Annotated in this window: 27 protein-coding genes; 18 read left to right on the top strand and 9 right to left on the bottom strand. The window is 72.4% G+C overall.

What is annotated here, in order from left to right; all coding sequences use genetic code 11:
• Positions 1–153: 153 nt before the first annotated feature.
• From MNOD_RS24535 to MNOD_RS24515, 5 genes are all read left to right on the top strand, one after another.
• Positions 154–855, top strand: coding sequence for a phosphodiester glycosidase family protein (locus MNOD_RS24535; protein WP_244424811.1), 702 nt, complete (start codon positions 154–156; stop codon positions 853–855).
• Positions 856–900: 45 nt separating this feature from the next.
• On the top strand, positions 901–1401 hold the full coding sequence (gene coaD / locus MNOD_RS24530; protein ID WP_015931657.1) for a pantetheine-phosphate adenylyltransferase: 501 nt from the start codon (positions 901–903) through the stop codon (positions 1399–1401).
• A 62-nt stretch (positions 1402–1463) separates the two neighbouring features.
• On the top strand, positions 1464–2003 hold the full coding sequence (locus MNOD_RS24525) for a peptidylprolyl isomerase (protein WP_015931656.1): 540 nt from the start codon (positions 1464–1466) through the stop codon (positions 2001–2003).
• Positions 1993–2481, top strand: a complete 489-nt coding sequence (locus tag MNOD_RS24520) for a hypothetical protein (RefSeq protein WP_015931655.1) — start codon at positions 1993–1995, stop codon at positions 2479–2481. Before MNOD_RS24525 ends, MNOD_RS24520 begins: the two co-directional genes overlap by 11 nt.
• Positions 2474–2932, top strand: coding sequence for a peptidylprolyl isomerase (locus MNOD_RS24515; RefSeq protein WP_015931654.1), 459 nt, complete (start codon positions 2474–2476; stop codon positions 2930–2932). The genes MNOD_RS24520 and MNOD_RS24515 overlap by 8 nt, the downstream gene beginning before the upstream one ends.
• A gap of 293 nt (positions 2933–3225) precedes the next feature.
• On the opposite strand, the gene MNOD_RS24510 is transcribed toward MNOD_RS24515, so the two are convergent.
• Positions 3226–3894: an LON peptidase substrate-binding domain-containing protein gene (locus tag MNOD_RS24510; RefSeq protein ID WP_015931653.1), complete on the bottom strand. Its 669-nt coding sequence runs from the start codon at positions 3892–3894 to the stop codon at positions 3226–3228.
• A gap of 65 nt (positions 3895–3959) precedes the next feature.
• Positions 3960–4868 (bottom strand): thioredoxin, encoded by a 909-nt coding sequence (gene trxA / locus MNOD_RS24505; protein ID WP_015931652.1) that lies wholly within the window; start codon positions 4866–4868, stop codon positions 3960–3962.
• Between the two features lie 242 nt (positions 4869–5110).
• On the opposite strand from trxA, the gene MNOD_RS24500 reads away from it, so the two are divergent.
• Both MNOD_RS24500 and cysK read left to right on the top strand, forming a co-directional pair.
• Entirely contained in the window at positions 5111–6868 is a 1758-nt protein-coding gene (locus MNOD_RS24500) for an ABC transporter ATP-binding protein (protein ID WP_015931651.1), read from the top strand.
• 170 nt (positions 6869–7038) lie between these two features.
• Positions 7039–8022, top strand: a complete 984-nt coding sequence (gene cysK, locus MNOD_RS24495) for a cysteine synthase A (RefSeq protein ID WP_015931650.1) — start codon at positions 7039–7041, stop codon at positions 8020–8022.
• Between the two features lie 111 nt (positions 8023–8133).
• Here cysK and MNOD_RS24490 read toward each other — a convergent pair whose 3' ends face one another.
• A complete protein-coding gene (locus MNOD_RS24490) occupies positions 8134–8424 on the bottom strand; it encodes a hypothetical protein (RefSeq protein WP_015931649.1) in 291 nt (96 codons plus the stop codon).
• Between the two features lie 221 nt (positions 8425–8645).
• On the opposite strand from MNOD_RS24490, the gene MNOD_RS24485 reads away from it, so the two are divergent.
• From MNOD_RS24485 to MNOD_RS24465, 5 genes are all read left to right on the top strand, one after another.
• Entirely contained in the window at positions 8646–8999 is a 354-nt protein-coding gene (locus MNOD_RS24485; RefSeq protein ID WP_015931648.1) for a hypothetical protein, read from the top strand.
• Positions 8996–9187: a hypothetical protein gene (locus MNOD_RS24480; protein WP_015931647.1), complete on the top strand. Its 192-nt coding sequence runs from the start codon at positions 8996–8998 to the stop codon at positions 9185–9187. The genes MNOD_RS24485 and MNOD_RS24480 overlap by 4 nt, the downstream gene beginning before the upstream one ends.
• A 58-nt stretch (positions 9188–9245) precedes the next feature.
• On the top strand, positions 9246–9851 hold the full coding sequence (locus MNOD_RS24475; RefSeq protein ID WP_015931646.1) for a sulfite oxidase-like oxidoreductase: 606 nt from the start codon (positions 9246–9248) through the stop codon (positions 9849–9851).
• 1 nt (position 9852) lies between these two features.
• A complete protein-coding gene (locus tag MNOD_RS24470) occupies positions 9853–10557 on the top strand; it encodes a ferredoxin reductase (RefSeq protein ID WP_015931645.1) in 705 nt (234 codons plus the stop codon).
• Between the two features lie 120 nt (positions 10558–10677).
• Positions 10678–12072, top strand: a complete 1395-nt coding sequence (locus MNOD_RS24465; RefSeq protein ID WP_015931644.1) for an FAD-binding oxidoreductase — start codon at positions 10678–10680, stop codon at positions 12070–12072.
• A gap of 363 nt (positions 12073–12435) precedes the next feature.
• On the opposite strand, the gene MNOD_RS24460 is transcribed toward MNOD_RS24465, so the two are convergent.
• Positions 12436–13227, bottom strand: a complete 792-nt coding sequence (locus MNOD_RS24460) for a DUF4198 domain-containing protein (RefSeq protein WP_015931643.1) — start codon at positions 13225–13227, stop codon at positions 12436–12438.
• 490 nt (positions 13228–13717) lie between these two features.
• Here MNOD_RS24460 and MNOD_RS24455 point away from each other — a divergent pair, with 490 nt between their 5' ends.
• Positions 13718–14953 carry a helix-turn-helix transcriptional regulator gene (locus MNOD_RS24455; protein WP_015931642.1) on the top strand — a complete coding sequence of 412 codons (1236 nt, stop codon included), beginning with the start codon at positions 13718–13720 and terminating at the stop codon, positions 14951–14953.
• Positions 14950–15762 (top strand): aminoglycoside 3-N-acetyltransferase, encoded by an 813-nt coding sequence (gene aac(3), locus MNOD_RS24450; protein WP_015931641.1) that lies wholly within the window; start codon positions 14950–14952, stop codon positions 15760–15762. The genes MNOD_RS24455 and aac(3) overlap by 4 nt, the downstream gene beginning before the upstream one ends.
• Before the next feature lie 16 nt (positions 15763–15778).
• On the opposite strand, the gene MNOD_RS24445 is transcribed toward aac(3), so the two are convergent.
• Genes MNOD_RS24445 through MNOD_RS24425 form a run of 5 tightly spaced genes read right to left on the bottom strand, consistent with a single transcriptional unit; the run spans position 15779 to position 18998 of the window.
• Positions 15779–17032, bottom strand: coding sequence for a CCA tRNA nucleotidyltransferase (locus tag MNOD_RS24445; RefSeq protein WP_015931640.1), 1254 nt, complete (start codon positions 17030–17032; stop codon positions 15779–15781).
• Positions 17029–17286 carry a DUF6111 family protein gene (locus MNOD_RS24440; protein ID WP_015931639.1) on the bottom strand — a complete coding sequence of 86 codons (258 nt, stop codon included), beginning with the start codon at positions 17284–17286 and terminating at the stop codon, positions 17029–17031. Before MNOD_RS24440 ends, MNOD_RS24445 begins: the two co-directional genes overlap by 4 nt.
• Positions 17283–17951 carry a CoA pyrophosphatase gene (locus MNOD_RS24435; RefSeq protein WP_015931638.1) on the bottom strand — a complete coding sequence of 223 codons (669 nt, stop codon included), beginning with the start codon at positions 17949–17951 and terminating at the stop codon, positions 17283–17285. Before MNOD_RS24435 ends, MNOD_RS24440 begins: the two co-directional genes overlap by 4 nt.
• The gene (locus MNOD_RS24430) at positions 17948–18532 is read right to left on the bottom strand and encodes a DUF1285 domain-containing protein (RefSeq protein WP_015931637.1); all 585 of its coding nucleotides are present in this window, start codon (positions 18530–18532) and stop codon (positions 17948–17950) included. Before MNOD_RS24430 ends, MNOD_RS24435 begins: the two co-directional genes overlap by 4 nt.
• Before the next feature lie 40 nt (positions 18533–18572).
• Entirely contained in the window at positions 18573–18998 is a 426-nt protein-coding gene (locus MNOD_RS24425; protein ID WP_015931636.1) for a PaaI family thioesterase, read from the bottom strand.
• 211 nt (positions 18999–19209) lie between these two features.
• On the opposite strand from MNOD_RS24425, the gene MNOD_RS24420 reads away from it, so the two are divergent.
• The 4 genes from MNOD_RS24420 (at position 19210) to MNOD_RS24405 (ending at position 26211) form a co-directional block, all read left to right on the top strand.
• Positions 19210–20220 carry an AAA family ATPase gene (locus tag MNOD_RS24420; protein WP_015931635.1) on the top strand — a complete coding sequence of 337 codons (1011 nt, stop codon included), beginning with the start codon at positions 19210–19212 and terminating at the stop codon, positions 20218–20220.
• A gap of 8 nt (positions 20221–20228) precedes the next feature.
• Entirely contained in the window at positions 20229–21140 is a 912-nt protein-coding gene (locus MNOD_RS24415; protein WP_015931634.1) for a DUF58 domain-containing protein, read from the top strand.
• A 16-nt stretch (positions 21141–21156) separates the two neighbouring features.
• Complete coding sequence (locus MNOD_RS24410) at positions 21157–23976, top strand: DUF4159 domain-containing protein (protein WP_015931633.1); 2820 nt, start codon at positions 21157–21159, stop codon at positions 23974–23976.
• Between the two features lie 156 nt (positions 23977–24132).
• Complete coding sequence (locus MNOD_RS24405) at positions 24133–26211, top strand: membrane protein (protein ID WP_015931632.1); 2079 nt, start codon at positions 24133–24135, stop codon at positions 26209–26211.
• Positions 26212–26216: the final 5 nt, after the last annotated feature.

The raw sequence follows: 26216 nt of genomic DNA, 5'->3' as shown, positions 1-26216 counted from the left end.
AAGTCCCCCGGAAAGAAACGCCGTGGTGGCGCTTTCGGTCCGCACTGCACAGGAACTTGATCGCGTGCTACCGACCCTCGCCAGGGGAGACCGCGACGAGGCGGGGGAATGTCGAGTCGGAACGGCGGCCTGCGGGCCGCTCTCGGTTGCGCGATGCTGGTGTGGACCGCTGCGGCCGCAGCCTCCCCAGGGCCGTGCGAGCCGATGACGCATGAGGGCGAGCGTTTCGTCGCCTGCACGGTCGATCTGCGCCGGGCCCGGGTGAAGCTTTTCTGGCGCGGCGCCGACGGGCTGCCCTACGGCTCCCTCGGACGGCTCGCCTCCGCGCAGGGGCCGCGGCTCTCCTTCGCGATGAATGCCGGCATGTACAACGCCGACCTCGCGCCGGTCGGCCTCTACGTGGAGGACGGCCGCGAGATGAAGGTGGCCAACACGGCGAACGGCCCAGGCAACTTCCACCTCAAGCCGAACGGCGTCTTCTACGTGAGCGGCGACAAGGTCGGGGTGGTGGAGACGGGCCGCTACCTGCGCAGCCGCGTGAAGGCCGACTACGCCACCCAATCCGGGCCGATGCTGGTGATCGGCGGGCGCATCCACCCGAAGATCTCGACGAACGGCCCCTCGCTCAAGATCCGCAATGGCGTCGGGGTGAAGCCGGACGGGCATACGGCGGTCTTCGCCATCTCGGAAGGGCCGGTGACCTTCGGGGCCTTCGCGCGGCTGTTCCGGGATGCCCTGAACTGCCCGAACGCGCTGTTCCTCGACGGGAGCGTGTCGAGCCTCTATGCGCCCGCCCTCAACCGCTCGGATCTGAGCCGCCCGCTCGGACCCCTCGTCGGCGCCGTTCCGCGCTGACGGCCCGGTTTCCTTCTCCGACCCGATGCTCTACCTGGGGCCGCGATGAACCGTACCGCGCTCTATGCCGGGTCCTTCGATCCGGTGACCAACGGCCACGTGGACGTGATCCGGCAGGCCTGCCGCCTCGTCGGGCGCCTGGTCATCGCCATCGGCGTGCATCCGGGCAAGACACCGCTCTTCTCCGCCGAGGAGCGGGCGGAGCTGATCCGCGCCACCTGCGACCCGATCGCCGCGGCGGAGGGGTCGGCCCTGGAGGTCGTCACCTTCGACGATCTCGCGGTCTCAGCCGCGCGGCGGGCGGGGGCGAGCCTGTTCATCCGCGGCCTGCGCGACGGCACCGACCTCGATTACGAGATGCAGCTCGCCGGCATGAACAGCGCCATGGCGCCGGAGGTGCAGACCGTGTTCCTGCCGGCCTCCACGGGCGTGCGCCCGATCACCGCCACGCTGGTCCGGCAGATCGCCGCCATGGGCGGCGACGTGCGGCCCTTCGTGCCGGAGCTCGTGGCGGAACGCCTCGAGGCGCGCTTCGCCAAGCCGTGACCGTTCGGCCCCGACGCCGAGACCCGGGCGCCCCGCGCTCTCCCGATGAGAAGGATTCCCCGATGACCCGCTGGCTCGTCGCCCTGGTGTTCACCGTTGCGGCGGCCTTCGGCGCCGCTGCGGCGCCGGATGCCAACACCGTCTATCTCGACACCAAGGACGGCCGCATCACCATCCAGCTGCGGCCCGACCTCGCGCCCAAGCACGTCCAGCAGATCAAGACGCTGGTGAAGCAGGGCTTCTACAACGGCGTGCCGTTCCATCGCGTCATCGACGGCTTCATGGCCCAGACCGGCGATCCCACCGGCACCGGCATGGGCAAGTCGAAGCTCCCCGACATTCCGGCCGAGTTCACGCCGACCCCGTTCAAGCGCGGCACGGTCGGCATGGCCCGCGCGCAGGACCCGAATTCCGCGAACTCGCAGTTCTTCATCTGCTTCGGCGATGCCTCCTTCCTCAACAACCAGTATACGGTGGTGGGCGAGGTCACGTCCGGCATGAACGTCGTCGACAAGATCAAGAAGGGCTCGAGCGCTGCGAACGGCTCGGTGCAGAACCCCGACAAGATCGTGCGGATGCAGCTCGCCCAGGATGGCCAGTAGGCGGAGGGCGGCGCTCCGGCGGGCCGCTCTCGCGGCCGCCCTCATCGCCCTGGGGGCTGCGCCGGCGGCGGCGCAGTTCGACGATGACGAGAATCCGCCGGTCCTGTCGCTGCCGACGACCCTGCGGGCGACCGTGCGGGTGCCGGTCGATCGCGCCAGGATCGTCGCGCCGGCCGATACGCTCACCCAGCTCTATCCGGCTCTCGCCGCCTGCTGGACGCCGCTGCCGGGCCTCGGGCGTGCCCAGATCACCCTGCGGCTCAGCCTCACGCGGGACGGGCGCCTGCAGGGCCCGCCGCACGTCACCTATTCCAGCCTGCCCCTTGAGCGGCGCCGGCCGCTCGCCTCTGCCACGCTCGATGCCCTGCACGCCTGCACGCCCGTGCAGGTGACGGCGGGGCTCGGTGGTGCCATTGCGGGGCGGCCCATCGCCCTGCGATTCGTGTATTCCGGACCAAAGGAGACCCGGCATGAGTGATCAGAACACCCTGGTGATGGAGACGACCAAAGGCCGCGTCGTCATCCAGCTTCGCCCCGACCTCGCCCCCAACCACGTGGAGCGGATCCGCACCCTGTCCGAGCAGGGCTTCTACGACGGCGTGCCGTTCCATCGCGTCATCGAAGGGTTCATGGCCCAGACGGGCGACCCGACCGGCACCGGGACCGGCGGCTCCGACCTGCCCGACCTCAAGGCCGAGTTCAACGCGGAGCCGCATGTGCGCGGCACCTGCTCGATGGCCCGCACCAACTTTCCGCATTCGGCGAATTCGCAGTTCTTCATCTGCTTCGCCGATGCCCGCTTCCTCGACCGCCAGTACACGGTGTGGGGCAAGGTCACGGAGGGCATGGAGGTCATCGATCAGATCAAGCGCGGCGAACCGGTGCGCGATCCCGACAAGATCCTCTCGATGCGCGTGAAGGCCGCCTGAGCCTTACGGAGCCGATGCCGCGACGCTTGTGGAAGTCGCTGCGCTCCTCATGCTGAGGTGGCCGGCGAAAGCCGGCCCTCGAAGCACCCCAGACCGATGATCCAAGCCACCCGGAGCTTGGATGAGCGTTCAGGGGTACTTCGAGGCTGCTGCGCCGCACCTCAGCATGAGGGCCAGGGTTGGCTGCCACATGAGCGCTCATTCAGCCGGTTTCATCCATCAGGGCCGGCCGGGTGGTGAACTATGCCGAGGCGCCGTGCGCCTGCCGGAGCGCAGGCGAGCCCCGCTTAGCCTCACTGCAGGGTCGGCTCGGAGCCCGACCCGCGCACCAGCTCCATCTCGGTCACGGCGATCAGCACCTCGGCGCGGGTCTTCAGGTCCGGCGCCTCCAGCATCGCCTGCTTCTCGCGGGGGCCGAACGGGCTCATCATGCAGAGCGCGTTCACCAGCGCCTCGTTCGGCGCTTCCTCGATCCCGGCCCAGTCGACCTTGAGGTCGTTGGCCTCCACGAAATCCTTCAGCGCGCGCAGCACGCCCGCCCGATCGACCGCCTCCTCGCCCGCCCGCGCGTGGAAATCCGCCGCGAAGGGGTCGAAGGTCACCCGGCAGAGCCGGTAGGGCATCGTCGTCGAGAGTTCCTCGTCGACCCGGAATCGCGCGATACCGGTGAGCGAGATCAGATAGCGGCCGTCGCCCGTCTCGGCGAATTGCGTGACCCGGCCCGCGCAGCCGACCCGGTAGAGCCTCGGCGCGAGCGGCTGCTCGGCGGCATCCGGATCCGGCTGGATCATGCCGATCACGCGGTCGCCGCGCAGGGCGTCGTCGACCATCGCGAGGTAGCGCGGCTCGAAGATGTTCAATGGCATCTGGCCTCGCGGCAGCAGCAGCGCTCCCGGCAGGGGAAACACCGGGATCACCGCCGGGCAATCGCCCGGGCCCTTGTACGCCACATTCATGCTCATCGAGCCGCTCCCGCCCCTGTCGCGGCCGGCCTCCGGGGCGCCCCACGCCCCGTCCGGCCTGTCACCTACGAGAACATCAGCGACGACAGCTTGCGCCGGCCCCGGATCGTCATCGGGTCCATGGGACCCCAGGCCTCGAAGAGCTGCAGCAGCTGCTTGCGGGCGGCGTCGTCGTTCCAGCCCCGGTCCCGCCGCACGATCTCGATCAGGTGATTGACCGCATCCTCCTGACGGCCACGGGCATTGAGCCCGAGCGCGAGGTCGAAGCGCGCCTGATGATCGGACGGATCCGCTTCGACCTGACGTTGCAGAGCGCCGAGGTCGCCCAGGGCGGCGGCCTGCTCGGCGAGCTCGATCGCCGCGCGCACGCTCGCCACGGCCGGGCTCTTGGCCGCCTCGGGCGGCGCCGAGTCGAGGAATTGGCGCGCACCCTCGACGTCGCCGCGGTCGAGGACGAGCTTGGCAAGCGCCGCGATCGCGCCGGCATGGCCGGGCTCCTGGGCCAGCACCGCGCTGTAGATCTCGGCGGCCGCCTCGGCGTCGCCATCCGCGGCCACCGCCTCGGCCTCGGCCATCAGGTCCTCGACCTGCGTGGGCCCGAGCGGCCCGACGAGGCGCTCGATGAAGCTCTTCACCTGGCCCTCGGGCAGGGCGCCCATGAACCCGTCCACCGGCTGGCCGCGCTGGAAGGCGATCACCGCCGGGATCGACTGGATGCCGAGCTGGCCGGCGATCTGCGGGTGCTCGTCGATGTTCATCTTGACGAGCTTCACCTTGCCGCCGGCGTTCTTGATCGCCTTCTCGAGAATCGGCGTCAGCTGCTTGCAGGGGCCGCACCAGGGTGCCCAGAAGTCGACCAGCACGGGCTGCCGCATCGACTCCTGCATCACGTCCTGGCGGAAGCCGTTGGTGGTGGTGTCCTTGATCAGGGCGTCCGCAGGCGCTTGGCCGGCCGCGGGGGTGTCGGTGAGCATGAAGACCTCGGGGAAACGACGGGCGTTTCGGCGACGCTGGACTGTCCGGCAGGACATTCCGTCCGGCAAGACATGGGGTCGCACTGCCAGCCTGACTAGTGTGCCCGGCCCGCTGCCGCCAAGCGAAATCGCCAAGTGAAGTCGCCGGTGGAGTCGCCGAGCCGACGTCGCCGGCGAAATCGGCACGGGCGGCTTCGCCGCCGTCTTGCCTCGCCGGGCTTGCCCGCGTACGCGCCTTGGCGATGCGCGCGCTGATCGACCTTGTCCGCGTGATGCGTCCGCGCGACCGGCGGCGCATCCTCCTGATCGCCCTCGGGCTCGCCGTTGCGAGCCTGTTCGAGATCGTGGGCGTCGCCTCGGTGGTGCCGTTCCTCTCCCTGGTGGGCGATCCCGCAGCGGCGTCCCGCATCCCGGTGCTCGGGACGGTCCGGGCGGCGCTCGGCCTCACGGACGATCGCAGCTTCCTGGTGGCCACGGGCTTTGCCGCGCTCGCCGCGATCCTGACGACGAGCGTCGTCAATGCCGGGCTCAGCTACGCGCAGCTCCTGTTCGCGCACCTGACCGGCTACGGCTTCGCGCGGCGGCTCCTCGCCCGCTACGTCGCCCGCGACCGCCTGTTCTTCGCCCGCACCAACAGCGCCGAACTCGCCAAGAACGTGCTGAGCGAGACCGACCGGCTCGTGACCGGGGTGCTGATGCCGAGCCTCGTCATCGCCTCGCGCGCGGTCTCGGCGACGGCCATCGCGGTCTTCCTGCTCGTCTACGCGCCCACCCTCGCGCTGATCTTAGGCGGAGGCTTCGGCAGCCTCTATGTCGGGCTCTATCTCGTGGTGCGGGCCCGGCTGGCGCGGCTCGGCGCCCGGGCGACCGCCGACAACGAGATGCGCTTCCGGGTGGTCCAGGAGACCTTCGGGGCCCTGACCGAGCTGTCGCTCTACGGACGGGTCGGCCCCTTCACGGCCCGATTCGACGCGCCCGCCCGCGCCTATGCCCGCGCCAGCGCGGCGAGCCTCGTGACCGGTCAGATGCCGCGCTTCGTCATCGAGGCGCTCGCCTTCGGCGGGGTCATCGTGGTGGTGCTGTTCGCGTTCTCGCGCGGGCTCGACACGGCCGGGCTGCTGCCGCTCCTCGGGCTGTTCGCCTTCGCCGGCTACCGCATGCTCCCGGCCTTCCAGAACATCTTCAATTCGCTCGCCCAGCTGCGCTTCTACCTGCCGGCGGTCGGCCGGATCGTGGCCGAGCTCTCCCGCGAGGAGGAGCCGCGCCCCCGCTTGCCCGAGCGCCTGCCCTTCCGCGACGCGGTCCGGTTCGAGGGGGTCTCCTTCGCCTACGAGCCGGGGCGCCCGACCCTGCGCGGCGTCGATCTCACCATCCGGGCGAACACCACGGTCGGCCTGGTGGGCCGGACGGGGTCGGGCAAGTCGACCCTGATCGGCCTGCTCCTCGGGCTCGTCGCCCCCGCCGCCGGGGCGATCCGGGTCGACGGGGTGCGGCTCGATTCCCACACCCTGCCGGCATGGCAGAACCGGATCGGCTACGTGCCCCAGGACGTGTTCCTGATCGACGGCACGGTCGCGCAGAACATCGCGCTCGGCATCGAGGATCCGGATCCGGCCGCCATCGAGCGGGCGGCCCGGCTCGCCGGCCTGCACGAGGTCGTGGCGGCGCTGCCCGGAGGATATGGCGCGGGGGTCGGCGAGCGCGGAGCACGGCTCTCGGGCGGCCAGCGCCAGCGCATCGGCATCGCGCGGGCGCTCTATCACGATCCGGACGTGATCGTGTTCGACGAGGCCACGTCGGCCCTCGACGGCGAGACCGAGGCCGCCGTCATGGCCGCCCTCTCGGCTCTGTCGGGGACGCGCACCGTGGTGATGATCGCCCATCGCCTGACGAGCCTCGCCCGCGCGGACGTGGTCCACATCCTCGACGAGGGGCGGGTCGTCGCCTCGGGGCCGCCCGCCTCCGTGCTGGCCGAGCGCGGCCTGATGGCCCGGGCCTGACCTCCGGCGGGCGGGATTGCGGCCGGCGGAATTGGCCCTGCTACCCACATTCCACAGTCGAAATATGTATGATCGACTATATCTCGACGCCAAGTCGGATTTAGGCTAGGCGTGCTCGTGGAGCGGGCCCTTGCGCCCCTGCGTCACCTCTGCCTTCCAGGAGCTTCGACATGGCCGATGCTGCCACCACCGCCTCTGACACGGGCCGCAAGCCCGGTCACGGCCGCGTGTTCGGTTCGATCACCGAGACCATCGGCAACACGCCGCTCGTACGCCTCAACCGCCTGCCCCAGGAGCGCGGCGTCGAGGCCGAGATCCTCCTGAAGCTCGAATTCTTCAACCCGATCGCCTCCGTGAAGGACCGCATCGGGGTGAGCATGATCGACGCGCTCGAAGCCTCCGGCACCCTCAAGCCGGGCGGCACCCTGGTCGAGCCGACCTCCGGCAATACCGGCATCGCGCTCGCCTTCGTGGCGGCGGCCCGCGGCTACCGGCTGATCCTGGTCATGCCCGAGACGATGTCGATCGAGCGCCGCAAGATGCTGCTCTTCCTCGGCGCCGAACTCGTGCTCACCCCCGGCCCGCAGGGCATGAAGGGCGCCCTCGCCAAGGCCGAGGAACTGCTTGGCGAGATCCCCGGCTCGATCATGCCCCAGCAGTTCAACAACCCGGCCAATCCCGAGATCCACCGCGACACCACCGCGGAGGAGATCTGGAACGACACGCAGGGCCATCTCGACGCCTTCGTGGCCGGCGTCGGCACGGGCGGCACCATCACGGGTGTCGGCCAGGTGCTGAAGCCGCGCCTGCCGCAGCTGCGGGTGATCGCGGTGGAGCCGGAGGATTCCCCGGTCCTGTCGGGCGGCAATCCCGGGCCGCACAAGATCCAGGGCCTCGGCGCGGGCTTCGTGCCCAACGTCCTCGACCGCAGCGTGATCGACGAGGTGGTCACGGTGTCGAACCAGACCGCCTTCGAGACCGCCCGGCTGCTCTCGCGGCTGGAGGGCATCCCCGGCGGCATCTCGACGGGCGCCAACGTCGCCGCCGCCCTCGAGGTCGCTGCGCGGCCCGAGTTCAGGGGCAAGCGGATCGCCACCGTCGCCCCCTCCTTCGCGGAGCGCTACATCTCGTCGGCGCTGTTCGACGGCATCTGACCTCGGTGCAAGCCTCAGCCTCCCGCGGAAGCGGGAGGTTGCGGCACTCGAAGTCTCGATCGGTCATCCGTTCGGGCGGAGAACCGGATTCCACCTCTCCCGGACAGATCTCTAGGCCACCAGCTCGGGCTTGCCCGGGCAGTCGGGCACGGAGCGCCGGAACAGTGCAGCGCAGCGCGATTCCCGGTGCACGCTCAGGATCGAGGCCCGGTCGATGTCCGGATTCTCGGCCAGGATGCGCCGGACGTCTTCCACGAGCTGCCCATAGCGGCCCGGGTCGTAGCCGCTCTCCAGCGGGCTCACCGCGATATAGGCCTCGACCACCAGAACCTTCTCGGACGACTCGCGGGTGACCTCCGCCGCGATCCAGGCGGATTTCACCAGACGATTCGGCATGACCATGGCGTACCTCCAGATTGCTCGGCCGCTCTCCCGACAGCCTGTGCCGGCTTCAGACTGCGACAAGCCGGAGCGGGATTAAAGGGGCCTTGGCACGATTTCGCCGCATATTCGTTGCGGCGGCGCAAGGCGCGGCCCCGCGACGCTGCCCTGGCCGAGCCGCAACCTCATCCGGCGCCCGGAGTTGTCTCCGGACATCCGCGACCAGCGTGAGGCTTTCGACCATGGCGAAAACGGATCAGGCGCGGCCGTCGCTGCGCGAGTTCGATCCCTATACGGATCGCAACGGCCAGGACATGGGCCAGGACAGTCCGCTGGACGTCGGCGTCCCGTCCCGCACCCAGCAGGATCTGAAGAGCAACCCGATGGGCGAGGCCGGCACCGCCCGCACGGCCTCGGACGAGGACCGGCTCGATTCGATCGGGGCGACCGATGCGAGCGAGCAGACCGCGGCCGAGACGTCGCCCGAGACCCTGCGCCGGATCGGCGACCCGCGGGCGCGGCCCGCGACCGAGGAGGCGATCGACCGGGCGACCGCGTCGGTCGGGCACGAGGACGAGCGGGGCCCCAGCCGATGAGCGCCCGGGAGAAGAAGAGCGCCGAGGACAGGAAACCCGCCCGCGAGGCGCGCACCGACCGGCCGGTGACGGCCGAGGATCTCAAGGGCGTCGCGGCCGTGCCGCAGGACGGAGGAGCCAACGGCAACCGCTCGGGCGCCGACGCCTCGGACCGCCAGGGCGACGAGGTCGATCCGGGGGCGGGCTGAGGGCTCGACGGCAGGTCGACCGCGCGCCATCTTGGCGGCACGCGACGAGGAGACCCGTATGGCGACGCGAGGGTTCACGGGCCGGCGGCCCTCCCGGCCAGTCGAGGAGCGGCTGCCGCCCGGGCAGTATCTGACGACCGACTTTCCGGTCCTGCAGCTCGGGCCGACCCCCCGCATCGACCTCGCCCGCTGGTCCTTCACCCTCTGGCAGGGGCCGAAGCCCCTGAAGAGCTGGACCTGGGACGAATTCGAGGCCCTGCCGCACACCCGCTGGAGCGGCGACATCCACTGCGTGACCAAGTGGTCGAAATTCGACACGGCCTGGGAGGGCGTGAGCTTCGACGACCTTCTCTCCGCCGCCGGCATCGCGGCGCCGACGCCCTTCCTCCTCGCCGAGGGCTACGACGATTACAGCACGAACGTTCCGGTTGCCGACCTCGCCGGCGGCAAGGGCATGGTGGCCACGCGCTACGACGGCCGGCCGATCCCGCCCGACCATGGCGGCCCGGCCCGGCTCCTGGTCCCTCACCTCTACTTTTGGAAGAGCGCCAAGTGGGTGAAGGGCCTGCGCTTCACGGCCAAGGACGAGGCCGGATTCTGGGAGCTGCGCGGCTACCACATGTACGGCGATCCCTGGCGCGAGCAGCGGTTCTCGGACGATTGAGGTGGCGCTGGCGTGGCAGGAGGCGGTGATCGCGGCCATCGCCGCCGAGACGCCGCGGGTGAAGCGCTTCACCCTCCGCCCCGACCGTCCCTTCCCGTTCCGGGCCGGGCAGCACGTGGATGTGCGGCTCACCGCCCCGGACGGCTATCAGGCACAGCGCAGCTACTCCATCGCCTCCGCGCCGGGCGGCGAGGAGAGCTTAGATCTCATGATCGAGCACCTCGACGACGGGGAGGTCTCGGGCTTCTTCGCCGACGTGGCGGAGGTGGGCGATCGCATCGAGCTGCGCGGGCCGATCGGGGCCTTCACCTGGGAGGCGGGGCAGGGCGGTCCGCTCCTCCTCGTTGCGGGTGGATCGGGCGTGGTGCCGCTCCTGTCGATGCTCCGCCATCGGGCCGCGGCCGCGCCTTCCGTGCCGGCCCTCCTTCTCTATTCCGCCCGCACGCCCGAGGAGGTGATCGCCCGCGCGGAGCTGCTGCGGCGCGACGCACAGGAGCCGGCCTTTCAGCTGATGCTCAACCTGACCCGCGTCCCGGGCGGACGGCGCCTCGACGCGGCGCGCGTGGCGGAGGCGCTGTCCCGCCTCGGCCCGCCCGCGAGCAGCTTCGTCTGCGGCGGCAATCCCTTCGTCAGCACGGCATCCGACCTCCTCGTCGATGCGGGCGTGGCGCCGGAGACGATCCGGACCGAGCGGTTCGGTGGTTAGAGTCCGTCCGGACGGAGAGCCGCTGACCCCTTCGCCCGGATCTCCGCGAGACCGCGCTTGACGCCGGGCGGCATCCGCGCGAGGGCGGGCCCTCGCTTGCCCTTCCGGAGACCGCCCCCGATGAGCCCCGAGACGACACACGACCTCGTCGCGCGCCTCGCCGCCCGTCTCGGTCCGGGCGGCCTTCTCACCGAGGAGAGCGACATCGCCCCCTTCGCCATCGACTGGCGGCGGCTGTTCCCGGGCCGTCCGGCCTGCGTGGCGCGGCCCGCGAGCACCGCAGAGGTGGCCGACGTGGTGCGGATCTGCCGCGAGGCCGGGGCGGCCCTCGTGCCGCAGGGCGGCAATACCGGCCTTGCAGGCGGCGCCGTGCCGGACGCCTCGGGGACGCAGGTCGTGCTCTCGCTCATGCGCATGAACGCGATCCGGGCGGTCGATCCGGTGGGGCTGACGCTCACGGCGGAGGCCGGCTGCGTGCTCAAGGCGGCGCAGGACGCGGCAGCGGACGTGAACCGTCTCTTGCCCGTCAGCTTCGCGGCGGAGGGCTCCGCGATGGTGGGCGGCGTCATCGCCACCAATGCGGGCGGGCTCAACGTCGTGCGCTACGGCATGACCCGCGGCAACGTGCTGGGCCTTGAAGTGGTGCTCGGGGACGGCACCGTCGTCGACGGGCTGCGGGCCCTGTGCAAGGACAATGCGGGCTACGACTGGAAGCAGCTCTTCATCGGGTCCGAGGGCACGCTCGGCATCGTCACGGCGGCGGTGCTGCGGCTCACAGCCCGCCCGCGGCACGTCGCGACCGCGCTCCTCGCGGTGCCGGATCCGCAGGCGGCCCTGCGGCTGTTCACCCTGGCTCAGGACGAGCTCGGCGACGCGATTCAGGCCTTCGAGCTGATCTCCGGCCTGTCCCTCGATCTCGTCGCGCGCCATGGGGGCCTGCGCAATCCGCTCGGACCGGCCGGCTGGTACCTGCTCGTCGAGGCGGCCTCCTCGCTTCCGTCCCTGCGCGAGGCGGCCGAGGGCGTGCTTGCGACGGCGCTGGAGCAGGGGGATGCGGTCGATGGCGTGCTGGCCGAATCGAGCCAGCAGGCGGCCGGCCTGTGGGCGCTGCGCGAGGGCATCACCGAGGCCGAGGCGAAGGAGGGGCGCGGCGTCAAGCACGACGTCTCGGTGCCGATCACGGCGATTCCCGCTTTCCTGGAGGCGGCCGGGCGGGCGCTCGCCGCGGATCTGCCGGGCGCGCGCGCCAATGCCTTCGGCCACATGGGCGACGGCAACATCCACTACAACGTGCTGGCCGCGCCCGGGCAGACCAGCGAGGCGATCAACCAACTGGTGCACGGCGTGGTGGAGGATTTCGGCGGCAGCATCTCGGCCGAGCACGGCATCGGCCAGTACCGGGTGACGGAGCTGGTCCGCCATCGCCGGCCCGGGGAAATCGCCCTGGCACGCCGGATCAAGGCGGCGCTCGACCCCGACGGCCTGCTCAATCCCGGCAAGGTCCTGGCGCGCTGACCTCTCCCGGGCACGTTCGATCGCGCCCGATCCAAATAGAAGCCGAGGTGCGTGGCAGCCGCTCCGCTCCTCATGCTGAGGTGGCCGGCGCGAGCCGGCCCTTTGGCCGGCATCAGCCGGCACGCACCCCGGACCGGTGCTCCCAGCCACCCAAAGCCTCGGACCAGCGGTCAGGCGTGCTTCGAGGCTGCTACGCAGCACCTCAGCATGAGGGCCGGGGTTGGCTGCCACGAAAGGAAGTGCTCATCCGGCCGGTTTCATCCGTCGGGGTCGGCCCGGCCGGTGGTGAACTCAGCCAACGGCCCAGGCTGCTGACGCAGCAGGTGCTGACGCATCAGGCCGTTGACTTAATGCTGCGGCGCCTCAGTTCACCGAAGCCTCATCGAGGCGGAACGCGAAGGTCGCGCTGTAATCGTCGCGGTCGGCCAGGTCCGGCGTCGCCGAGGGGCTGACGCCGTGCCGGACCGTGAGAAGCTGCGCCCCGGCCTTGCGGATGGGGACGGTCGCGATGCCCTCCGCATCGGCCGTGACCTGCGGCGCCTGGCCCGGGTCGAGGTCGGCGCCACTCTCACCGTAGACCACGCTGGCGCCCGCCAGCGGCTCGCCCCGGAACAGCACCCGCACGCGGATCGCGCCCGCGGTCGGCGCCGGAATCTCCAGCGGCACGATCTCGAGCGCGTGTCCGACCACCTTCAGCCAGGGGGCCGCAGGCCCGAGCGCCGCCTTGGCGAATCGCACCGACCAGCGGCTGGCCGTCGCGTCCGGCACGAGGCGGCGGCTGGTGTTGCGGCCGCTCCCGTCCGTCAGAGTCACCCAGTAGCCGCTGTCGTAGGTCGCGGCGACGAGCGTGCGGCTTGCCTTGCTGGGCAGGGGGGCCACGAGGGCCGGCGGCACGTCCGGCGGGCTTGGGCGCAGCGCCGCCACGAAGGTCGTCGTCTCGTCCGGCGTGATCGCCTGAAGCGCCACGAGCTTGGGCTTGGCCGGCGTCAGCCGCTCCCGCGGAGAGCCGAAATTCACCCGCACCTGCGGGCCGGCCTCCGGCGTGCTCAGCGTCAGCCACAGGTCATGCGCGCGGGCCGGCGCGGCGAGAGCCGCGAGCGCCATCACCGCCGCCACCGCGAGGGAGGTTCGGCGCGGGATGGGGGGATGGGACATCGGCCGTTCGTGCTCCTGGCGCCGCTCTGCTGCAGACCGATTGCAGGTGGGATCGCAGGCCATGACGTCAAGCGTCATGCCGGATCCGATGCGGCCATGCGGGGGCGCCGTTCGGACGAGCCCTGCCGCGAGACCGGGCGAGACGCCCGACGGTTGTGTTTGCAGCAGTCCTTACATCCGATGGCCGCTCTTCTGCCTCAGGCAAGTTCACGCGAGTGTACGCGGTCGACATCATATCATATCCGATCTCTCTATGCTCTTGCCGAATGCTCTTGCCGAGAGAGCCCGCGGCCAATGATCAGGTGCGGAAACGCACGTCTCGGCTGCGACGCTCCTTGGGCCATCCTGACACGATCTTGCCGAGAAGCCCAAAAAAATACCAAATCGGTACCGGCCGATCGGGGCGATCGGCCGTTCTCCAGACGGGCCGGACCGTCTCCCGGGGTGGGACGGCCCGCCCGCCGGGAGGCATCCTCCGGGGGGCCCATTCATGCCGCTGACGCAGGGCGCTTTCTCCGATCTGGTGGGCCGCATCTACGATTGCGGACAGGATCCCGACCTGTGGCCCGACACCTTGGCACGGCTCGTCGAGGCGCTCGGCGCGCTGGCGGGCTGGATCGGCATGCAGGACCCCGCGGGCCGCAATGGTTGCATCGCCGTCGGGGTCGGCCTCTCGCCGGAGCAGCAGTCCCTCTATGCCGAACGCTTCGTCGGCCTGTGCCCCGTCTCCCTGGCGACGTGGTTCACGCAGGTCGGCAGCGTCGTTGCCCTGTCGGAACTCGTCGACCGCGACGCGTTCCGGGACACGGTCTTCTACAAGGAATGGTGCCGTCCGCAGCGGATCGAGGACCTGATCGCCGGCATCCTCACGAAGTCGCCGGCCGGCTGCGGGAGCCTGTCCGTCTCCTTCGACCGTCCCGCTTCGACGGAGGCGCGGGAGCTGATGATGCTCCTGCTGCCCCATCTGCGCCGGGCGGTCGAGACGGGGCGCCTGCTCGCCGAGCGGAGCGGCGAGACCGAATGCCTGACCGCCGCGATGGACGCCCTCAGCGCGGGCGTGATCCTTCTCGACGGAGCCGGCCGCGTGCTGCGCACCAACGCCGCGGCGGACGCGATCCTGCGCGAGGGCGACGCTCTGCGGCGCATGCCGGCCGGCACGCTCGCGACCGCCGAGCCCCGGTCTCAGGGCGCCCTGGAGGCTGCGCTGGCGGTCTGCCGATCGGGCGACGATGCCCGGCCGCGGCCGGCCTTGCCGTTTCCGTCGCGGCGCAAGGCCGTGCCGCGGGGAGGGCTGGTGGGGCAACTCGTGCCCCTGCGCAGCGCCATCCTGGCCCCGCGCGACCCGGTCTGCGGCGCCGGACCGGATGCGGAGCGCAAGCCGGTGGCCGCGCTCTTCGTGCAGGATCCCGAGCGGCCCTGCGCGGTGCCGAGCGAGGCGCTGGTGCGGCTCTACGGCCTGACACCGGGCGAATGGCGGGTGCTGCACGGGCTCGTGCAGGATCTCACGCTGAGCGAGATCGCGGAGATCTACGGCATCGGCGTCGCGACGGTGCGGACCCATCTGGCGCGCCTGTTCGACAAGACCGGCACCCGGCGGCAGGCCGAGCTGCTCCGCGCCGTGATGGCGGCAGCCCCGGCGCTGCGCGCGCCGGAGCCGTGTCAGGATCGCGGCGTTGCGCCCGCATCGGCGGGCCTACGCGCGCGGGGCGCGACGATGCCGGCATGACGGAATCCCCGCACTCCTTCCGAACCCGCGCCGCGCTGCGGGCCGACCTCGCGGCCCTGGGCGTGGGCGCGTCCGACGCCGTCATGGTGCATGCGGCGATGCGGCGGGTGGGCCGGCTCCTGAACGGGCCGGACGCGCTCATCGGCGCGCTGCGCGATGCCGTCGGCCCCGGCGGGACGATCCTCGCCTATACGGACTGGGACGCGGCCTATGACGGCCTGCTCGACGCCGAGGGCCGCGTACCGCCGGCCTGGCGGGAGCACGTGCCGCCCTTCGATCCGGCCGCCTCCCGGGCGATCCGCGACAACGGCATCCTGCCCGAATTCCTGCGCACGACGCCCGGCGCGCTGCGCAGCGGCAATCCGGGCGCCTCCGTGGCGGCGCTCGGTGCCCAGGCCCGCTGGTTCACCGCCGATCATCCGCTCGATTACGGCTACGGCGAGGGGTCGCCCTTCGCGAAGCTCGTGGAGGCGAACGGCAAGGTGCTGATGGTGGGCGCCCCGCTCGACACGATGACGCTCCTCCACCATGCCGAGCATCTCGCCCGTATTCCCGGCAAGCGCGTGCGCCGCTGCGAGGTGCCCTTCGCCACGCAAGCGGGCGTCCATTGGCGCATGATCGAGGAGTTCGACACGGCAGCGCCGGTCGTGGCCGGTCTGCCCGACGATTACTTCGCCGACCTCGTGCGCGATTTCCTCGCGACCGGCCAGGGGGCGCACGGATCCGTCGGCGAGGCGCCCGCCCTGCTCGTGGAGGCCGCGCCCCTCTGCCGCTTCGCGGTGGCATGGCTGGAGGAGAGGGTAGGCTGAGCGTCGGCCGAGACCGTCAGGCCGCCGGTTCGATTCCGAGGGCGATCGCCACGAGGCGCTCGCGCGCGCCGGCATCGGTCGGGCAGCCCGCATCGAGCCACGCCGCGCGGGCGGCGGCGAGCGCGCGCCCGAGGCTGGGGCCGGGCTTCGCGCCGCGGGAGACGAGAAGCGCCCCCGAGATGGGTAAGGCGGGCACCGGCTCGGCCCCGGACGCGAAGGCGGCGAGCGCCCGCGCGGCCTCCTCGGTGAGGACGGGAGTCGGCTCGCCCGTGAGCACGAGGATGGCGTCCGACACCGCCTGAACCCCGGACAGCGCCACCCGCCGGCGGATCTCCGCGACATCGACGGGCGCCTGCGCCCCGTGCAGGGCGGCGGAGGCCTCCGCATAGGCCGCGAGACGCGCATGCTCGGCCTTGGACAAGCGCAGGGCGTCGCGCAGGCGATCGGCATCGGGGCCCGACAGAACGGCGAGGGCGGCGAGGCGGCGCAGGGGATCCGGCACCGCCTCGCTCGCGGCCAGGCGGGCGAGGCGGCCGAGATCGCCGATCCCGCCGATGAGCCGCTGCAGGAGCCCGGTCCCCGAGAGGATCGCGGTGGCCTGCGCGGCGCCGGGCGCAGCAAGGAGCTTCAAGAGCTCGACCCGCACGCGCTCGCGCGACAGGGTGGCGAGGCCCTCGCGCGCGGCGATCGAGGCGGCCAGCCCTTCCGGATCCAGGGCCCCGCGCCCGTAGCGCGCGTGGAAGCGGAAGAAGCGCAGCACCCGCAGGTAATCCTCGCGGATGCGCTGCGCGGCCGCGCCGATGAAGCGCACCCGCCCGGACGCGAGATCCGCGGCTCCGCCGACCGTGTCGTGGAGACGGCCCGCCGGATCCGCCGACAGGGCATTGATGGTGAAGTCGCGCCGTTCGGCATCCCGCGCGAAGTCGCGGCCGAAGCGCACCACCGCATGACGGCCATCCGTCTCGATATCCTCGCGCAGAGTCGTGACCTCGAAGGGCTCGCCCTCGGCAACGACCGTGACGGTGCCGTGATCGATCCCGGTCGGCACCGGCTTGAGGCCGGCCTTCGCAGCCAGTCGCACCACCTCCTCCGGCAGCAGCGTCGTGGCGAGGTCGACATCCGCGACGCGGCGGCCGAGCAGCGCGTCCCGCACCGCCCCGCCGACGAGCCGCGTCTCCTCGCCGGGAGCCTCGAGGGCGGCCAGCACCCGGCGTAGGCGCGGGCGGGCGAGGAGCGCGGCGAGGCCGGCCTCGTCGAGCCCTGCGGTCATCGGAACTGCCCCGGCACGACCCGGCCGTTCTCGATATGCGTCGGCACGAAGCCCTGGCCGTGCCGCTCGGCCAACAGGCCGGCGGCCATGAGCGAGGCGACGACGAGGAGGCCGCCCGCGATCGCGAGCCGCAGCGCCTGATCGCTCCAGTGGATCCACCGGAACGGGCTGCGCTGCCGCAGCACGAGGTAGAGCGCGAACAGCGCGAAGGGCAGGAAGAACAGGATCAGGTCGTCGATGACGGCGCGGATCATCGCGGGGCGGCCTGGGAGAGGCGGTCGGAGAGGTTGCGCACGATCCCGGCCGTGACGCCCCAGATATAGCGCTCGCCGAACGGGATCGCGTAGTAGCGGCGCCGGCGCCCGCGCCATTCCCGGCTGTGCAGGGCGTGGTTGGCGAGGTCGAGCAGGAAGGCCAGCGGCACCTCGAAGGCGTCCGCCACCTCGTTGGGGTTGAGAGAGAGCGGCGCCGCCGGATCGACGAGGCCGACCACGGGCGTCACCAGGAAGCCGGTGCCCGACAGGTACGGGTCGAGATAGCCGAGCGGGCGCACATGCGACCGGTCGAGGCCGATCTCCTCCTCGGCCTCCCGCAGGGCGGCGGCGAGCGGGGAGGGGTCGGCGGGATCGATCTTGCCGCCCGGGAAGGCGATCTGGCCGGAATGCTCGCGCAGATGGGCGGCGCGCTGGGTGAACAGCACGGTCACCGCCTCGGGCCTCGCCAGGACCGGCACCAGCACCGCCGCGAGCCGCGGCGGATGCGCGAGCGCTGCGCCGAGCACGTCGGGTTCGAGGTCGTGGTCGCCGCGCGGGTTCGAGGTCGGGTCGAGCGGTCCCGGCGGGTCCGGGCGCAACCCCGCCGCCGCCCGCGCCAGGAAGGCCTCGACGGCAGAGGGCTGTGGCGAGACGGCCGCCGTCACGACAGATCCGCGGCCGGGAGGATGCGGTGGAAGCGCCCGCCCGCCGCGAGTCCGAACCAGCGCGTGCCAGCGACCATGCGCTCCTCACAGAGATCCACGAGATCGTAGACCAGCGAACGGGTCACCAGGGCCCAGAGCCCGTGGCGGACATGCAGGTAGGGCTTGAAGCCGCCCGCGGCGTCGCGCTCGAAGCGCAAGGGGTGGTCTTCATCCACCGGCACGACGTCGTCCATGTTGGTGCGGAAGGCGAGCGCGCGTCCGTCGCCCTCACCCTCCACCGCCATCTCGACCGCGAGGAACGGTGCGTCCTCGACCTCGATGCCGACCCGCTCCGCCGGGGTGACGAGCACGATGCGCCCGTCGGGATCGCGCCGCAGGATCGAGGCGAACAGGCGCACCAGCGCCGGCCGGCCGATCGGGCTGCCGTTGTAGTGCCACGTCCCGTCCGCGGCGATCCGCATCGGGATCTCGCCGCAATAGGCGGGGTTCCAGCGCTCGACCGGCGGCGGGCCGCGCCGGTTGCCCTCCGCCCCGAGGGCGGCGGCGAGGCGGTCGAGGGGTCCGGACGGTACGTGCGTCATGCGTGCCAAGATAGGTGAGACGCGGCGGTTTTGAACGGCATCATGCCGGCACCTCCGGGCGCCGCCGCAGGATCTTCCACACGCCGGTGCAGCTCGCCGCAACCCGGCCGCCGCTCATCAGGTCGCCGCGCAGGAAGACGAGCGTGCCGGTGCGCTGCACCACCTGCGGCGCCAGCGTCACCACCTCGCCCATCCGCACGGCGGCGATGAACTGCATCTCGAACTGCACCGTGACGCAGTTCGCGCCATCCGCCGCCGCCATGGCGGTGACGCCGAGCGCCCGGTCGGCGAAGGTCATCAGCATGCCGCCCTGCACGACGCCGATGAGGTTGGCGTGCTTGGGCTCCGCCCGGAACGCATAGGCAGCCGGGCCGTCGCCCTCGCGGACGAAGATCGGGCCGACGAGATCGACGAAGCCGGGATCCGTGAAGGGATGCCAGCCGGCGGCGGGATCGAGTTCGCTCATGCGCCGGCGAGTAGCGAGCCGGGCGGCCCTCCGCAACGGCGCATCCGCCGGGCCCGCGCCGCGGACCGCCACGCTCTGCCTGAAAGGACGACGGCGGAGCAACCCTGCGTCGTCTCGCCAACCTTGCCACGCGGGGGGGAAGGGTCCCACACTCCCGGGTCTGGTGCGGATCGGGGCGGATCCGAAACCACCGCGAGCAGAGGATCCCCGCATGACCCACGGCAGCGCGCCGGCCACCGCGACCTCCCTCGACGACGGCATCGTGGCCGCTGCGGAAGCCTGCCTCGCCTCGGTCGGGAAGGCGCGCGAGGCGATCCAGCAGGTGATCTTCGGCCAGGAGACGGTGGTCGATCTCGCCCTGGTGACGCTCCTGGCGGGCGGCCACGGGCTCCTCGTCGGCCTGCCCGGTCTCGCCAAGACCAAGCTCGTGGAGACGCTCGGCACCGTGCTCGGCCTCGATGCCCGCCGGGTGCAGTTCACTCCCGACCTGATGCCCTCCGACATCCTCGGCACCGAGATCCTCGACGAGGATCAGGACGGGCACCGCACCTTCCGCTTCGTGCGCGGCCCGGTCTTCACCCAGCTGCTGATGGCCGACGAGATCAACCGCGCGAGCCCGCGCACGCAATCGGCCCTGCTGCAGGCGATGCAGGAGCACTTCGTCTCGGTGGCGGGCGACCGGCACGACCTGCCGCGGCCCTTCCACGTGCTCGCCACCCAGAACCCGATCGAGCAGGAGGGCACCTACCCGTTGCCCGAGGCCCAGCTCGACCGCTTCCTCCTCGAGATCGACGTCGGCTATCCGGACCGGGCCGCCGAGCGGCGCATCCTCATCGAGACCACCGGCGCCGAGGAGCACCGGGCCGAGCCCGTGATGACGACCGAGGCGCTGCTCGCCGCCCAGCGGCTGGTGCGACGCCTGCCCGTCGGCGACCGGGTGGTGGACGCGATCCTCGACCTCGTGCGTGCCGCGCGGCCCGACGGAGGCGACGCGGCCGTGGCGCCGAAGCTCCTCTGGGGCCCGGGGCCGCGCGCGAGCCAGGCCCTGATGCTGGCGGTGCGCGCCCGCGCGCTGATCGAGGGCCGGGTCGCCCCCTCCATCGACGACGTGGCGGCCCTGGCCGAGCCGGTCCTCAAGCACCGCATGGCCCTCACCTTCGCGGCCCGCGCGGATGGCGAGACCATCACCGGCCTCGTCGGCCGGCTCGCCTCCCGCCTTTAGAGCACCACATGGTCTCGACCCGCGTCCTCGACGCGCCCGGCCGCGCCCCGGGGCGGCGGGAAGCCGAGAGCGGCCTCGCGCTCGCCGAGCGGATGCCGCGCCTGATCCTGGAGGCGCGCCGCGTCGCCTCCACGCTCTCGCACGGCCTGCATGGACGGCGGCGGGCGGGGCCCGGCGAGAGCTTCTGGCAATTCCGGCCCTTCGTGGCCGGCGAGGCGGCGAGCCGGATCGACTGGCGCCGCTCGGCCCGCGACGAGCGGCTCTACGTTCGCGAACGCGAATGGGAGGCGGCCCATACGGTCTGGCTGTGGATCGACCGCTCCGCCTCGATGGGCTTCGCCTCGTCGCTGGCGCAGGCCCCGAAGGTGGAGCGCGCCCTGGTGCTGGGCCTTGCCCTTGCGGACACCTTCGTGGAGGCGGGCGAGCGGGTGGGGCTCCTCGGCCTGGCGCGGCCGCAGGCCTCGCGGACCATCGTGGAGCGCGTCGCCGAGGCGCTGGTGGCGGACGCGTCCGGCCTCGACGAGGACCTGCCGCCGCGCGCGCCGGTCGCCCGCTTCGACGAGGTGATCCTGATCGGCGATTTCCTGACGCCGGTGGACGAGGTCCGTGCGGCGGTGGCCGGCATCGCGGGGGCGGGCGGGCGCGGGCACCTCGTCGTCATCGTCGATCCGGTGGAGGAGACCTTCCCCTTCGCGGGCGAGGCCGAGCTGCACGACCTGGAGGCCGGGCTGTCCCTGCGAGTCGGCGACGCGGCGGCCTGGGGCAGCGCCTACCGCACGCGGATCCAAGCGCATCGGGACGCGTTGGCGGAGGTTGCCCGCGGTCACGGCTGGACCGTCAGCCTGCACCGCACCGACCGGCCGGCGAGCGAGGTGGCCCTGCGTCTCGTGACGCTCGTCGCCGCGCGCGGCGCGGGTTGAGGGAGACGCGACCCCGATGTTCGGACTTCCCGTCAGCTTCGCCGCGCCGCTCGCCCTCGCCGCGTTGCTGGCGCTGCCGGCTCTCTGGTACCTGCTGCGGGTGACGCCGCCGCGCCCGCGCCGCATCGACTTTCCGCCGCTGCGCATCCTCGCCGATCTTCTGCCGGAGCGCGAGACGCCGGCCCGCACGCCGCCCTGGCTGCTGATCCTGCGGCTCGCCGCCGCCGCCTTCCTGATCCTGGCGGTGGCCGGCCCGGTCTGGAACCCGGCCGCCACGAGCATCGGCGACGGGCGCTCGCCCCTGGTCCTCGTCCTCGACAACGGCGCCACCGCCGCCCAGGACTGGCGCGACCGCGTCCGGGTCGCCACCGACGAGGTGGAGGCGGCATCCCGGGCCGGCCGACCCGTCGCGATCCTCGCCACCGCCTCCGCGCCGGCGGGCCTGGAGGCGACCGGGCCCGGGCCGGCCCTGGAGCGCCTGCGGGCGATCCAGCCCCAGCCGCACCTCGCCGCGCGCGACGCGCACCTGCCCGCGCTCGCGGCCTTCCTGGAGCGCGATCCGGGCAGTGCCGTGGTGTGGATCAGCGACGGCGTCGCGGGGGTCGACGAGGGCCGTTTCCCGGCGGGTCTCGCGGAGGCCGCGGCCAGGACCTCCGCCTCCCTCACCGTGCTGAAGGGCGACCGTGCTCCCGCGCTCGCGCTCTCCGGCCCCGAGGGCTCCGGCGGCCGCATCGGCGTGCGGGTCCTGCGGGCCGAGCCGAACGGCCGCGATTCCGGAACCGTGCGGGCCCTCGACGCGAAGGGCCTGCCCCTGGCGGAGGGCCCCTTCGGCTTTGCGAGCGGCGCCACCGAGGCCGAGACCGGCTTCGATCTGCCGGTCGAGATCCGCAACGCCATCGCCCGCTTCGAGATCGCCGGCGAGCGCTCGGCGGGTGCCGTCACGCTCGCCGACGAGCGCGGGCGCCGCCGCCGCGTCGGCCTCGTCTTCGGCGGCACGGCCGATCAGGCCCAGCCGCTCCTGTCGCCGATCTACTATCTCTCCCGCGCGCTCTCGCCCTTCGCCGACGTGCAGGAGCCCCGCGGCGGCAAGGGCGTCGCCGAATCCATCGGCCAGATGCTCGACAGCCAAGTCTCCGTGCTGGTGCTCGCCGATGTCGGCGCGCTCGATCCGCCAACGCAGGAGCGCGTCGCGGGCTTCGTCGAGGCGGGCGGGCTGCTCCTGCGCTTCGCCGGTCCGCGGCTCGCCGCGGGCAGCGACGACCTCGTTCCCGTGCGCCTGCGCCGGGGCGGCCGGGTGCTCGGCGGGGCCCTGTCCTGGGACAGCCCGAAGACGCTGGCCCCCTTCGCGCCCGAGAGCCCCTTCGCGGGCCTGAAGCCCCCGGCCGATATCGGGGTGCGGCGGCAGATCCTGGCCGAGCCGGACGGCGATCTCGCCCGCAAGACCTGGGCGGCGCTGCAGGACGGCACCCCGATCGTCACCGCGGCCAAGCGCGGGGAGGGGCTGGTGGTTCTCGTCCACGTCACCGCCGACACGACATGGTCGAACCTGCCGCTGTCGGGGCTATTCCTCGACATGCTGCGCCGGACGGTGGCGCTCGCCGGCACCGCTCGGCCGGTCGAGGGCGGGCCCCAGGCCGGGCCGCCGCCGGTGCTCGCCCCGCGCTTGGCGCTCGACGGGTTCGGCGCGCTGAGCCCGCCGCCCGCCACCGCGCGGGCGATCCCGGCGACCTATACCGACCGCGCCACCGCCGAGCACCCGCCGGGCTTCTACGGCCCGGCCGATGGCGGGCTCGCGGTGAACGCGCTCAGGCCCGACGACCGCCTGCGGCCTCTCGACTTCGCCCCCCTCCAGGCCGCCCGGTTCGGCAGTCTCGGGCAGGAACAGAGGCGCGACCTGCGCGGGCCTCTGTTCCTGCTCGCGCTCGGCCTCCTTGCGCTCGACACCCTGGCGACCCTCTGGCTCGGCGGCTTCCTCGGCCTGATGGCGGCCCGCTGGCGGCGTCCGGCGGCCGTGTCCCTGCTCCTGCCGGGTCTTCTCGTCCTCGGCGCCCCCGAGCCGGTCCGGGCCGCCGAGCCCCAGGCCAACCGGCCGAACGGGTTCGAATCCGCCCTCGTCACCCGCATCGCCTACGTGGTCACCGGTGATGCCACGGTCGACGAGACCAGCCGCGCCGGGCTCACGGGCCTCACCCAGATGCTGTCGAGCCGCACCGCCCTCGAACCCGGCGAGCCGGCCGGGATCGACCCGGCCAAGGACGAGCTCGCCTTCTATCCGCTGATCTACTGGCCGATCGTGCCGAGCCGTCCGCAGCCGAGCGCACAGGCGATCCGGCGCATCGACGCCTTCATGAAGAACGGCGGCACCGTGATCTTCGACACCCGCGACGCCATGACGGCCCGCTCCGGCGGTCCGCCGACCGCCGAGGGGCTCTATCTCCAGCGCATGCTCGCGACCCTGGAGGTGCCCGAATTGGAGCCGGTGCCGCGGGACCACGTGCTCACCAAGGCCTTTTATCTCGTCGACGGCTTCCCGGGCCGCTACGCCAACGGCCAGACCTGGGTCGAGGCCCTGCCGCCGGCCGGCGACGGGGCCGAGCGCCGCCCGGCCCGGGCGGGCGACGGCGTCTCGCCGATCGTGATCACGGGCAACGACCTCGCCTCCGCCTGGGCGGTGGGCCGGCGCGGCGAGGCGCTCTACCCGGTGGTCGGTGGCGATCCGCGCCAGCGCGAGATGGCCTTCCGCGGCGGCGTCAACCTCGTGATGTACGTGCTCACCGGCAACTACAAGGCCGATCAGGTCCACGTCCCGGCCCTGCTGGAGCGGCTGGGGCAGTGAGGACGGAATTGATCGGGTTCCGGATGCCGCTTCCGAGACGAGACTGCGCGGGGAACCCCTCTCCCGCACGGGAGAGGGGGCCTCCGTCCCGCGTTTCATTCTGAGAGGGACGCGGGAGCCGGCCCCGACCCGACGCGGCGGACCCGAGGACCACCGATGCTGAGCCTGAGCTTCTCACCCCTCGTCCCGGTCCCGGTCCTGTGGGGATTGCTCGCGCTGGCGGCCGTGCTCGGCGTGCTGGCCTATCTGGCGCGCGGGCCGGTGGCGCTGCTGCGCGTGCTCGTCCTCGCCCTGGTGCTCGCGGCGCTCGCGAATCCCTCTCTCGTCCAGGAGGAGCGCGAGCCGGTCAAGGACATCGCGGCCGTGATCATCGACCGCTCGGGCTCGCAGATGCTCGGCGACCGGCCGGCCATGACCGACCAGGTGAAGGCCGAGCTGCAGCGGCGCTTCGGCGGGCTGACGGAGGTCGAGCCCCGCTTCATCGAGGTGCCGGAGGCCGGCAGCGACGAGGGCACCAAGCTCTTCACCGCCCTGTCGAACGCGCTGGCCGACGTGCCGCCGGACCGTCTCGCGGGCGTCGTCATGGTCACGGACGGCGTCGTTCACGACATCCCGGCCAACGCGGCGGCGCTCGGCTTCAAGGCGCCGCTGCACATTCTCGTCACCGGCCGGCCGGACGAGCGCGACCGGCAGATCCGTCTCATCGAGGCGCCCCGCTTCGGCATCGTCGGGCGCGAGCAGACCATCCGCGCCGAGGTGATGGAGCGCGGCGGCACCGGCTCGGCCGTGGTGACCGTGCGCCGCGACGGCGAGGAGGTGGTGCGCCAGTCCGTGCGCACCGGCCGGCCCTTCACCCTGACGCTGCGCATCGAGCATGGCGGGCCGAACGTGGTCGAGATCGAGGCCGAGGCGCTGCCGGGCGAGCTGACCACGGCCAACAACCGCGCCGTGCTGCCGATCGAGGGCATCCGCGAGAAGCTGCGCGTCCTGCTCGTCTCCGGCGAGCCGCATGCGGGCGAGCGCACCTGGCGCAACCTGCTCAAGTCCGACGCCAATGTCGATCTCGTCCACTTCACCATCCTGCGCCCGCCCGAGAAGCAGGACGGTACCCCGATCTCGGAACTCTCGCTCATCGCCTTCCCGACCCGCGAGCTGTTCCAGCAGAAGATCAAGGACTTCGACCTGATCATCTTCGACCGCTACGCCAACCAGAGCGTGCTGCCGTCGAGCTACTTCGACAACATCGTGCGCTACGTGCGCGAGGGCGGGGCGCTGCTGATCGCGGCGGGACCGGAATTCGCCTCGGCCGCCAGCCTCGCGCGCACGCGGCTCGCCGCGATCCTGCCGGGCGAGCCGAACGGCCGGGTGGTCGAGCGGCCCTTCAAGGCGGCGCTCACCGGCAGCGGCCAGCGTCACCCGGTCACGCGCGACCTGCCGGGCTCCGAGGCGAGCCCGCCGGCCTGGGGCGACTGGCTGCGGCTGATCGGGGCCGAGGTGCGTCCCGGCATCACGCCGATCATGGCGGGCGCCGACGCGCTGCCGCTGCTCGCCCTCTCGCGCGAGGAGAAGGGGCGCGTCGCGCTCCTCCTGTCGGACCATGCCTGGCTGTGGGCGCGCGGCTATCAGGAGGGCGGCCCGCATCTCGACCTGCTGCGGCGCCTCGGCCACTGGCTGATGAAGGAGCCGGCGCTCGAGGAGGAGGCGTTGCGCGCGGCCACCACGGGCCATGGCCGCGAGGTCCGGGTCGAGCGCCAGACCATGGCCGACACCACCGAGCCCGTCACCGTGACGGCGCCGAGCGGCGCCACGCGGAGCCTCACCTTAAGCCCCGACAAGCCGGGCCTGTTCGCCGCCACCTTCGAGGCGGGCGAACTCGGCCTGCACACGCTGCGGTCGGGCAATCTCGTCAGCTTCGTCAGCGTCGGACCGGCCAATCCGCGCGAACTCGTCGACGTGTTCAGCGACACCGAGCGCCTGCGCCCGGTGGCCGAGGCGACGGGCGGCTCCGTGCGCCGCCTCGCCGAGGCCGGCGGCGGCGTGACCGTGCCGCGGCTGCAGATCGCCCGCTCGGGACGGCTCGCGGGCGCCGAGTGGATCGGCTTCCGGCCGAGCGACAGCGCGGTGGTGCGCGGCGTCTCGGTCTATCCGCTGGCGCTCGGCCTCGTCGCCCTCGCGCTGCTGGCGGCCGCCGTGGTGGCCATGTGGCTCGCGGAGGGGAGGCGGGGGCAGGCGTGAGGCTG

This window comes from Methylobacterium nodulans ORS 2060 (assembly GCF_000022085.1).
GTDB lineage: Bacteria > Pseudomonadota > Alphaproteobacteria > Rhizobiales > Beijerinckiaceae > Methylobacterium > Methylobacterium nodulans.
Note: the sequence above shows the minus strand (reverse complement) of the source record. Positions and strands in the feature narration are given on the sequence as shown.

What these genes read in the sequence shown, in the direction of transcription:
- MNOD_RS24515 (WP_015931654.1), top strand. Translation starts at nt 2,474, where the DNA reads ATGAGTGATCAGAACACCCTGGTGATGGAGACGACCAAAGGCCGCGTC.
- MNOD_RS24500 (WP_015931651.1), top strand. Translation starts at nt 5,111, where the DNA reads ATGCGCGCGCTGATCGACCTTGTCCGCGTGATGCGTCCGCGCGACCGG.
- MNOD_RS24410 (WP_015931633.1), top strand. Translation starts at nt 21,157, where the DNA reads ATGTTCGGACTTCCCGTCAGCTTCGCCGCGCCGCTCGCCCTCGCCGCG.
- MNOD_RS24490 (WP_015931649.1), bottom strand. Translation starts at nt 8,424, where the DNA reads ATGGTCATGCCGAATCGTCTGGTGAAATCCGCCTGGATCGCGGCGGAG.
- MNOD_RS24425 (WP_015931636.1), bottom strand. Translation starts at nt 18,998, where the DNA reads ATGAGCGAACTCGATCCCGCCGCCGGCTGGCATCCCTTCACGGATCCC.
- MNOD_RS24460 (WP_015931643.1), bottom strand. Translation starts at nt 13,227, where the DNA reads ATGTCCCATCCCCCCATCCCGCGCCGAACCTCCCTCGCGGTGGCGGCG.
- MNOD_RS24520 (WP_015931655.1), top strand. Translation starts at nt 1,993, where the DNA reads ATGGCCAGTAGGCGGAGGGCGGCGCTCCGGCGGGCCGCTCTCGCGGCC.
- MNOD_RS24420 (WP_015931635.1), top strand. Translation starts at nt 19,210, where the DNA reads ATGACCCACGGCAGCGCGCCGGCCACCGCGACCTCCCTCGACGACGGC.
- MNOD_RS24535 (WP_244424811.1), top strand. Translation starts at nt 154, where the DNA reads ATGCTGGTGTGGACCGCTGCGGCCGCAGCCTCCCCAGGGCCGTGCGAG.
- MNOD_RS24405 (WP_015931632.1), top strand. Translation starts at nt 24,133, where the DNA reads ATGCTGAGCCTGAGCTTCTCACCCCTCGTCCCGGTCCCGGTCCTGTGG.
- MNOD_RS24440 (WP_015931639.1), bottom strand. Translation starts at nt 17,286, where the DNA reads ATGATCCGCGCCGTCATCGACGACCTGATCCTGTTCTTCCTGCCCTTC.
- MNOD_RS24475 (WP_015931646.1), top strand. Translation starts at nt 9,246, where the DNA reads ATGGCGACGCGAGGGTTCACGGGCCGGCGGCCCTCCCGGCCAGTCGAG.
- MNOD_RS24480 (WP_015931647.1), top strand. Translation starts at nt 8,996, where the DNA reads ATGAGCGCCCGGGAGAAGAAGAGCGCCGAGGACAGGAAACCCGCCCGC.
- trxA (WP_015931652.1), bottom strand. Translation starts at nt 4,868, where the DNA reads ATGCTCACCGACACCCCCGCGGCCGGCCAAGCGCCTGCGGACGCCCTG.
- MNOD_RS24430 (WP_015931637.1), bottom strand. Translation starts at nt 18,532, where the DNA reads ATGACGCACGTACCGTCCGGACCCCTCGACCGCCTCGCCGCCGCCCTC.
- MNOD_RS24445 (WP_015931640.1), bottom strand. Translation starts at nt 17,032, where the DNA reads ATGACCGCAGGGCTCGACGAGGCCGGCCTCGCCGCGCTCCTCGCCCGC.
- MNOD_RS24485 (WP_015931648.1), top strand. Translation starts at nt 8,646, where the DNA reads ATGGCGAAAACGGATCAGGCGCGGCCGTCGCTGCGCGAGTTCGATCCC.
- MNOD_RS24525 (WP_015931656.1), top strand. Translation starts at nt 1,464, where the DNA reads ATGACCCGCTGGCTCGTCGCCCTGGTGTTCACCGTTGCGGCGGCCTTC.
- MNOD_RS24510 (WP_015931653.1), bottom strand. Translation starts at nt 3,894, where the DNA reads ATGAGCATGAATGTGGCGTACAAGGGCCCGGGCGATTGCCCGGCGGTG.
- MNOD_RS24465 (WP_015931644.1), top strand. Translation starts at nt 10,678, where the DNA reads ATGAGCCCCGAGACGACACACGACCTCGTCGCGCGCCTCGCCGCCCGT.
- MNOD_RS24415 (WP_015931634.1), top strand. Translation starts at nt 20,229, where the DNA reads ATGGTCTCGACCCGCGTCCTCGACGCGCCCGGCCGCGCCCCGGGGCGG.
- MNOD_RS24455 (WP_015931642.1), top strand. Translation starts at nt 13,718, where the DNA reads ATGCCGCTGACGCAGGGCGCTTTCTCCGATCTGGTGGGCCGCATCTAC.
- coaD (WP_015931657.1), top strand. Translation starts at nt 901, where the DNA reads ATGAACCGTACCGCGCTCTATGCCGGGTCCTTCGATCCGGTGACCAAC.
- cysK (WP_015931650.1), top strand. Translation starts at nt 7,039, where the DNA reads ATGGCCGATGCTGCCACCACCGCCTCTGACACGGGCCGCAAGCCCGGT.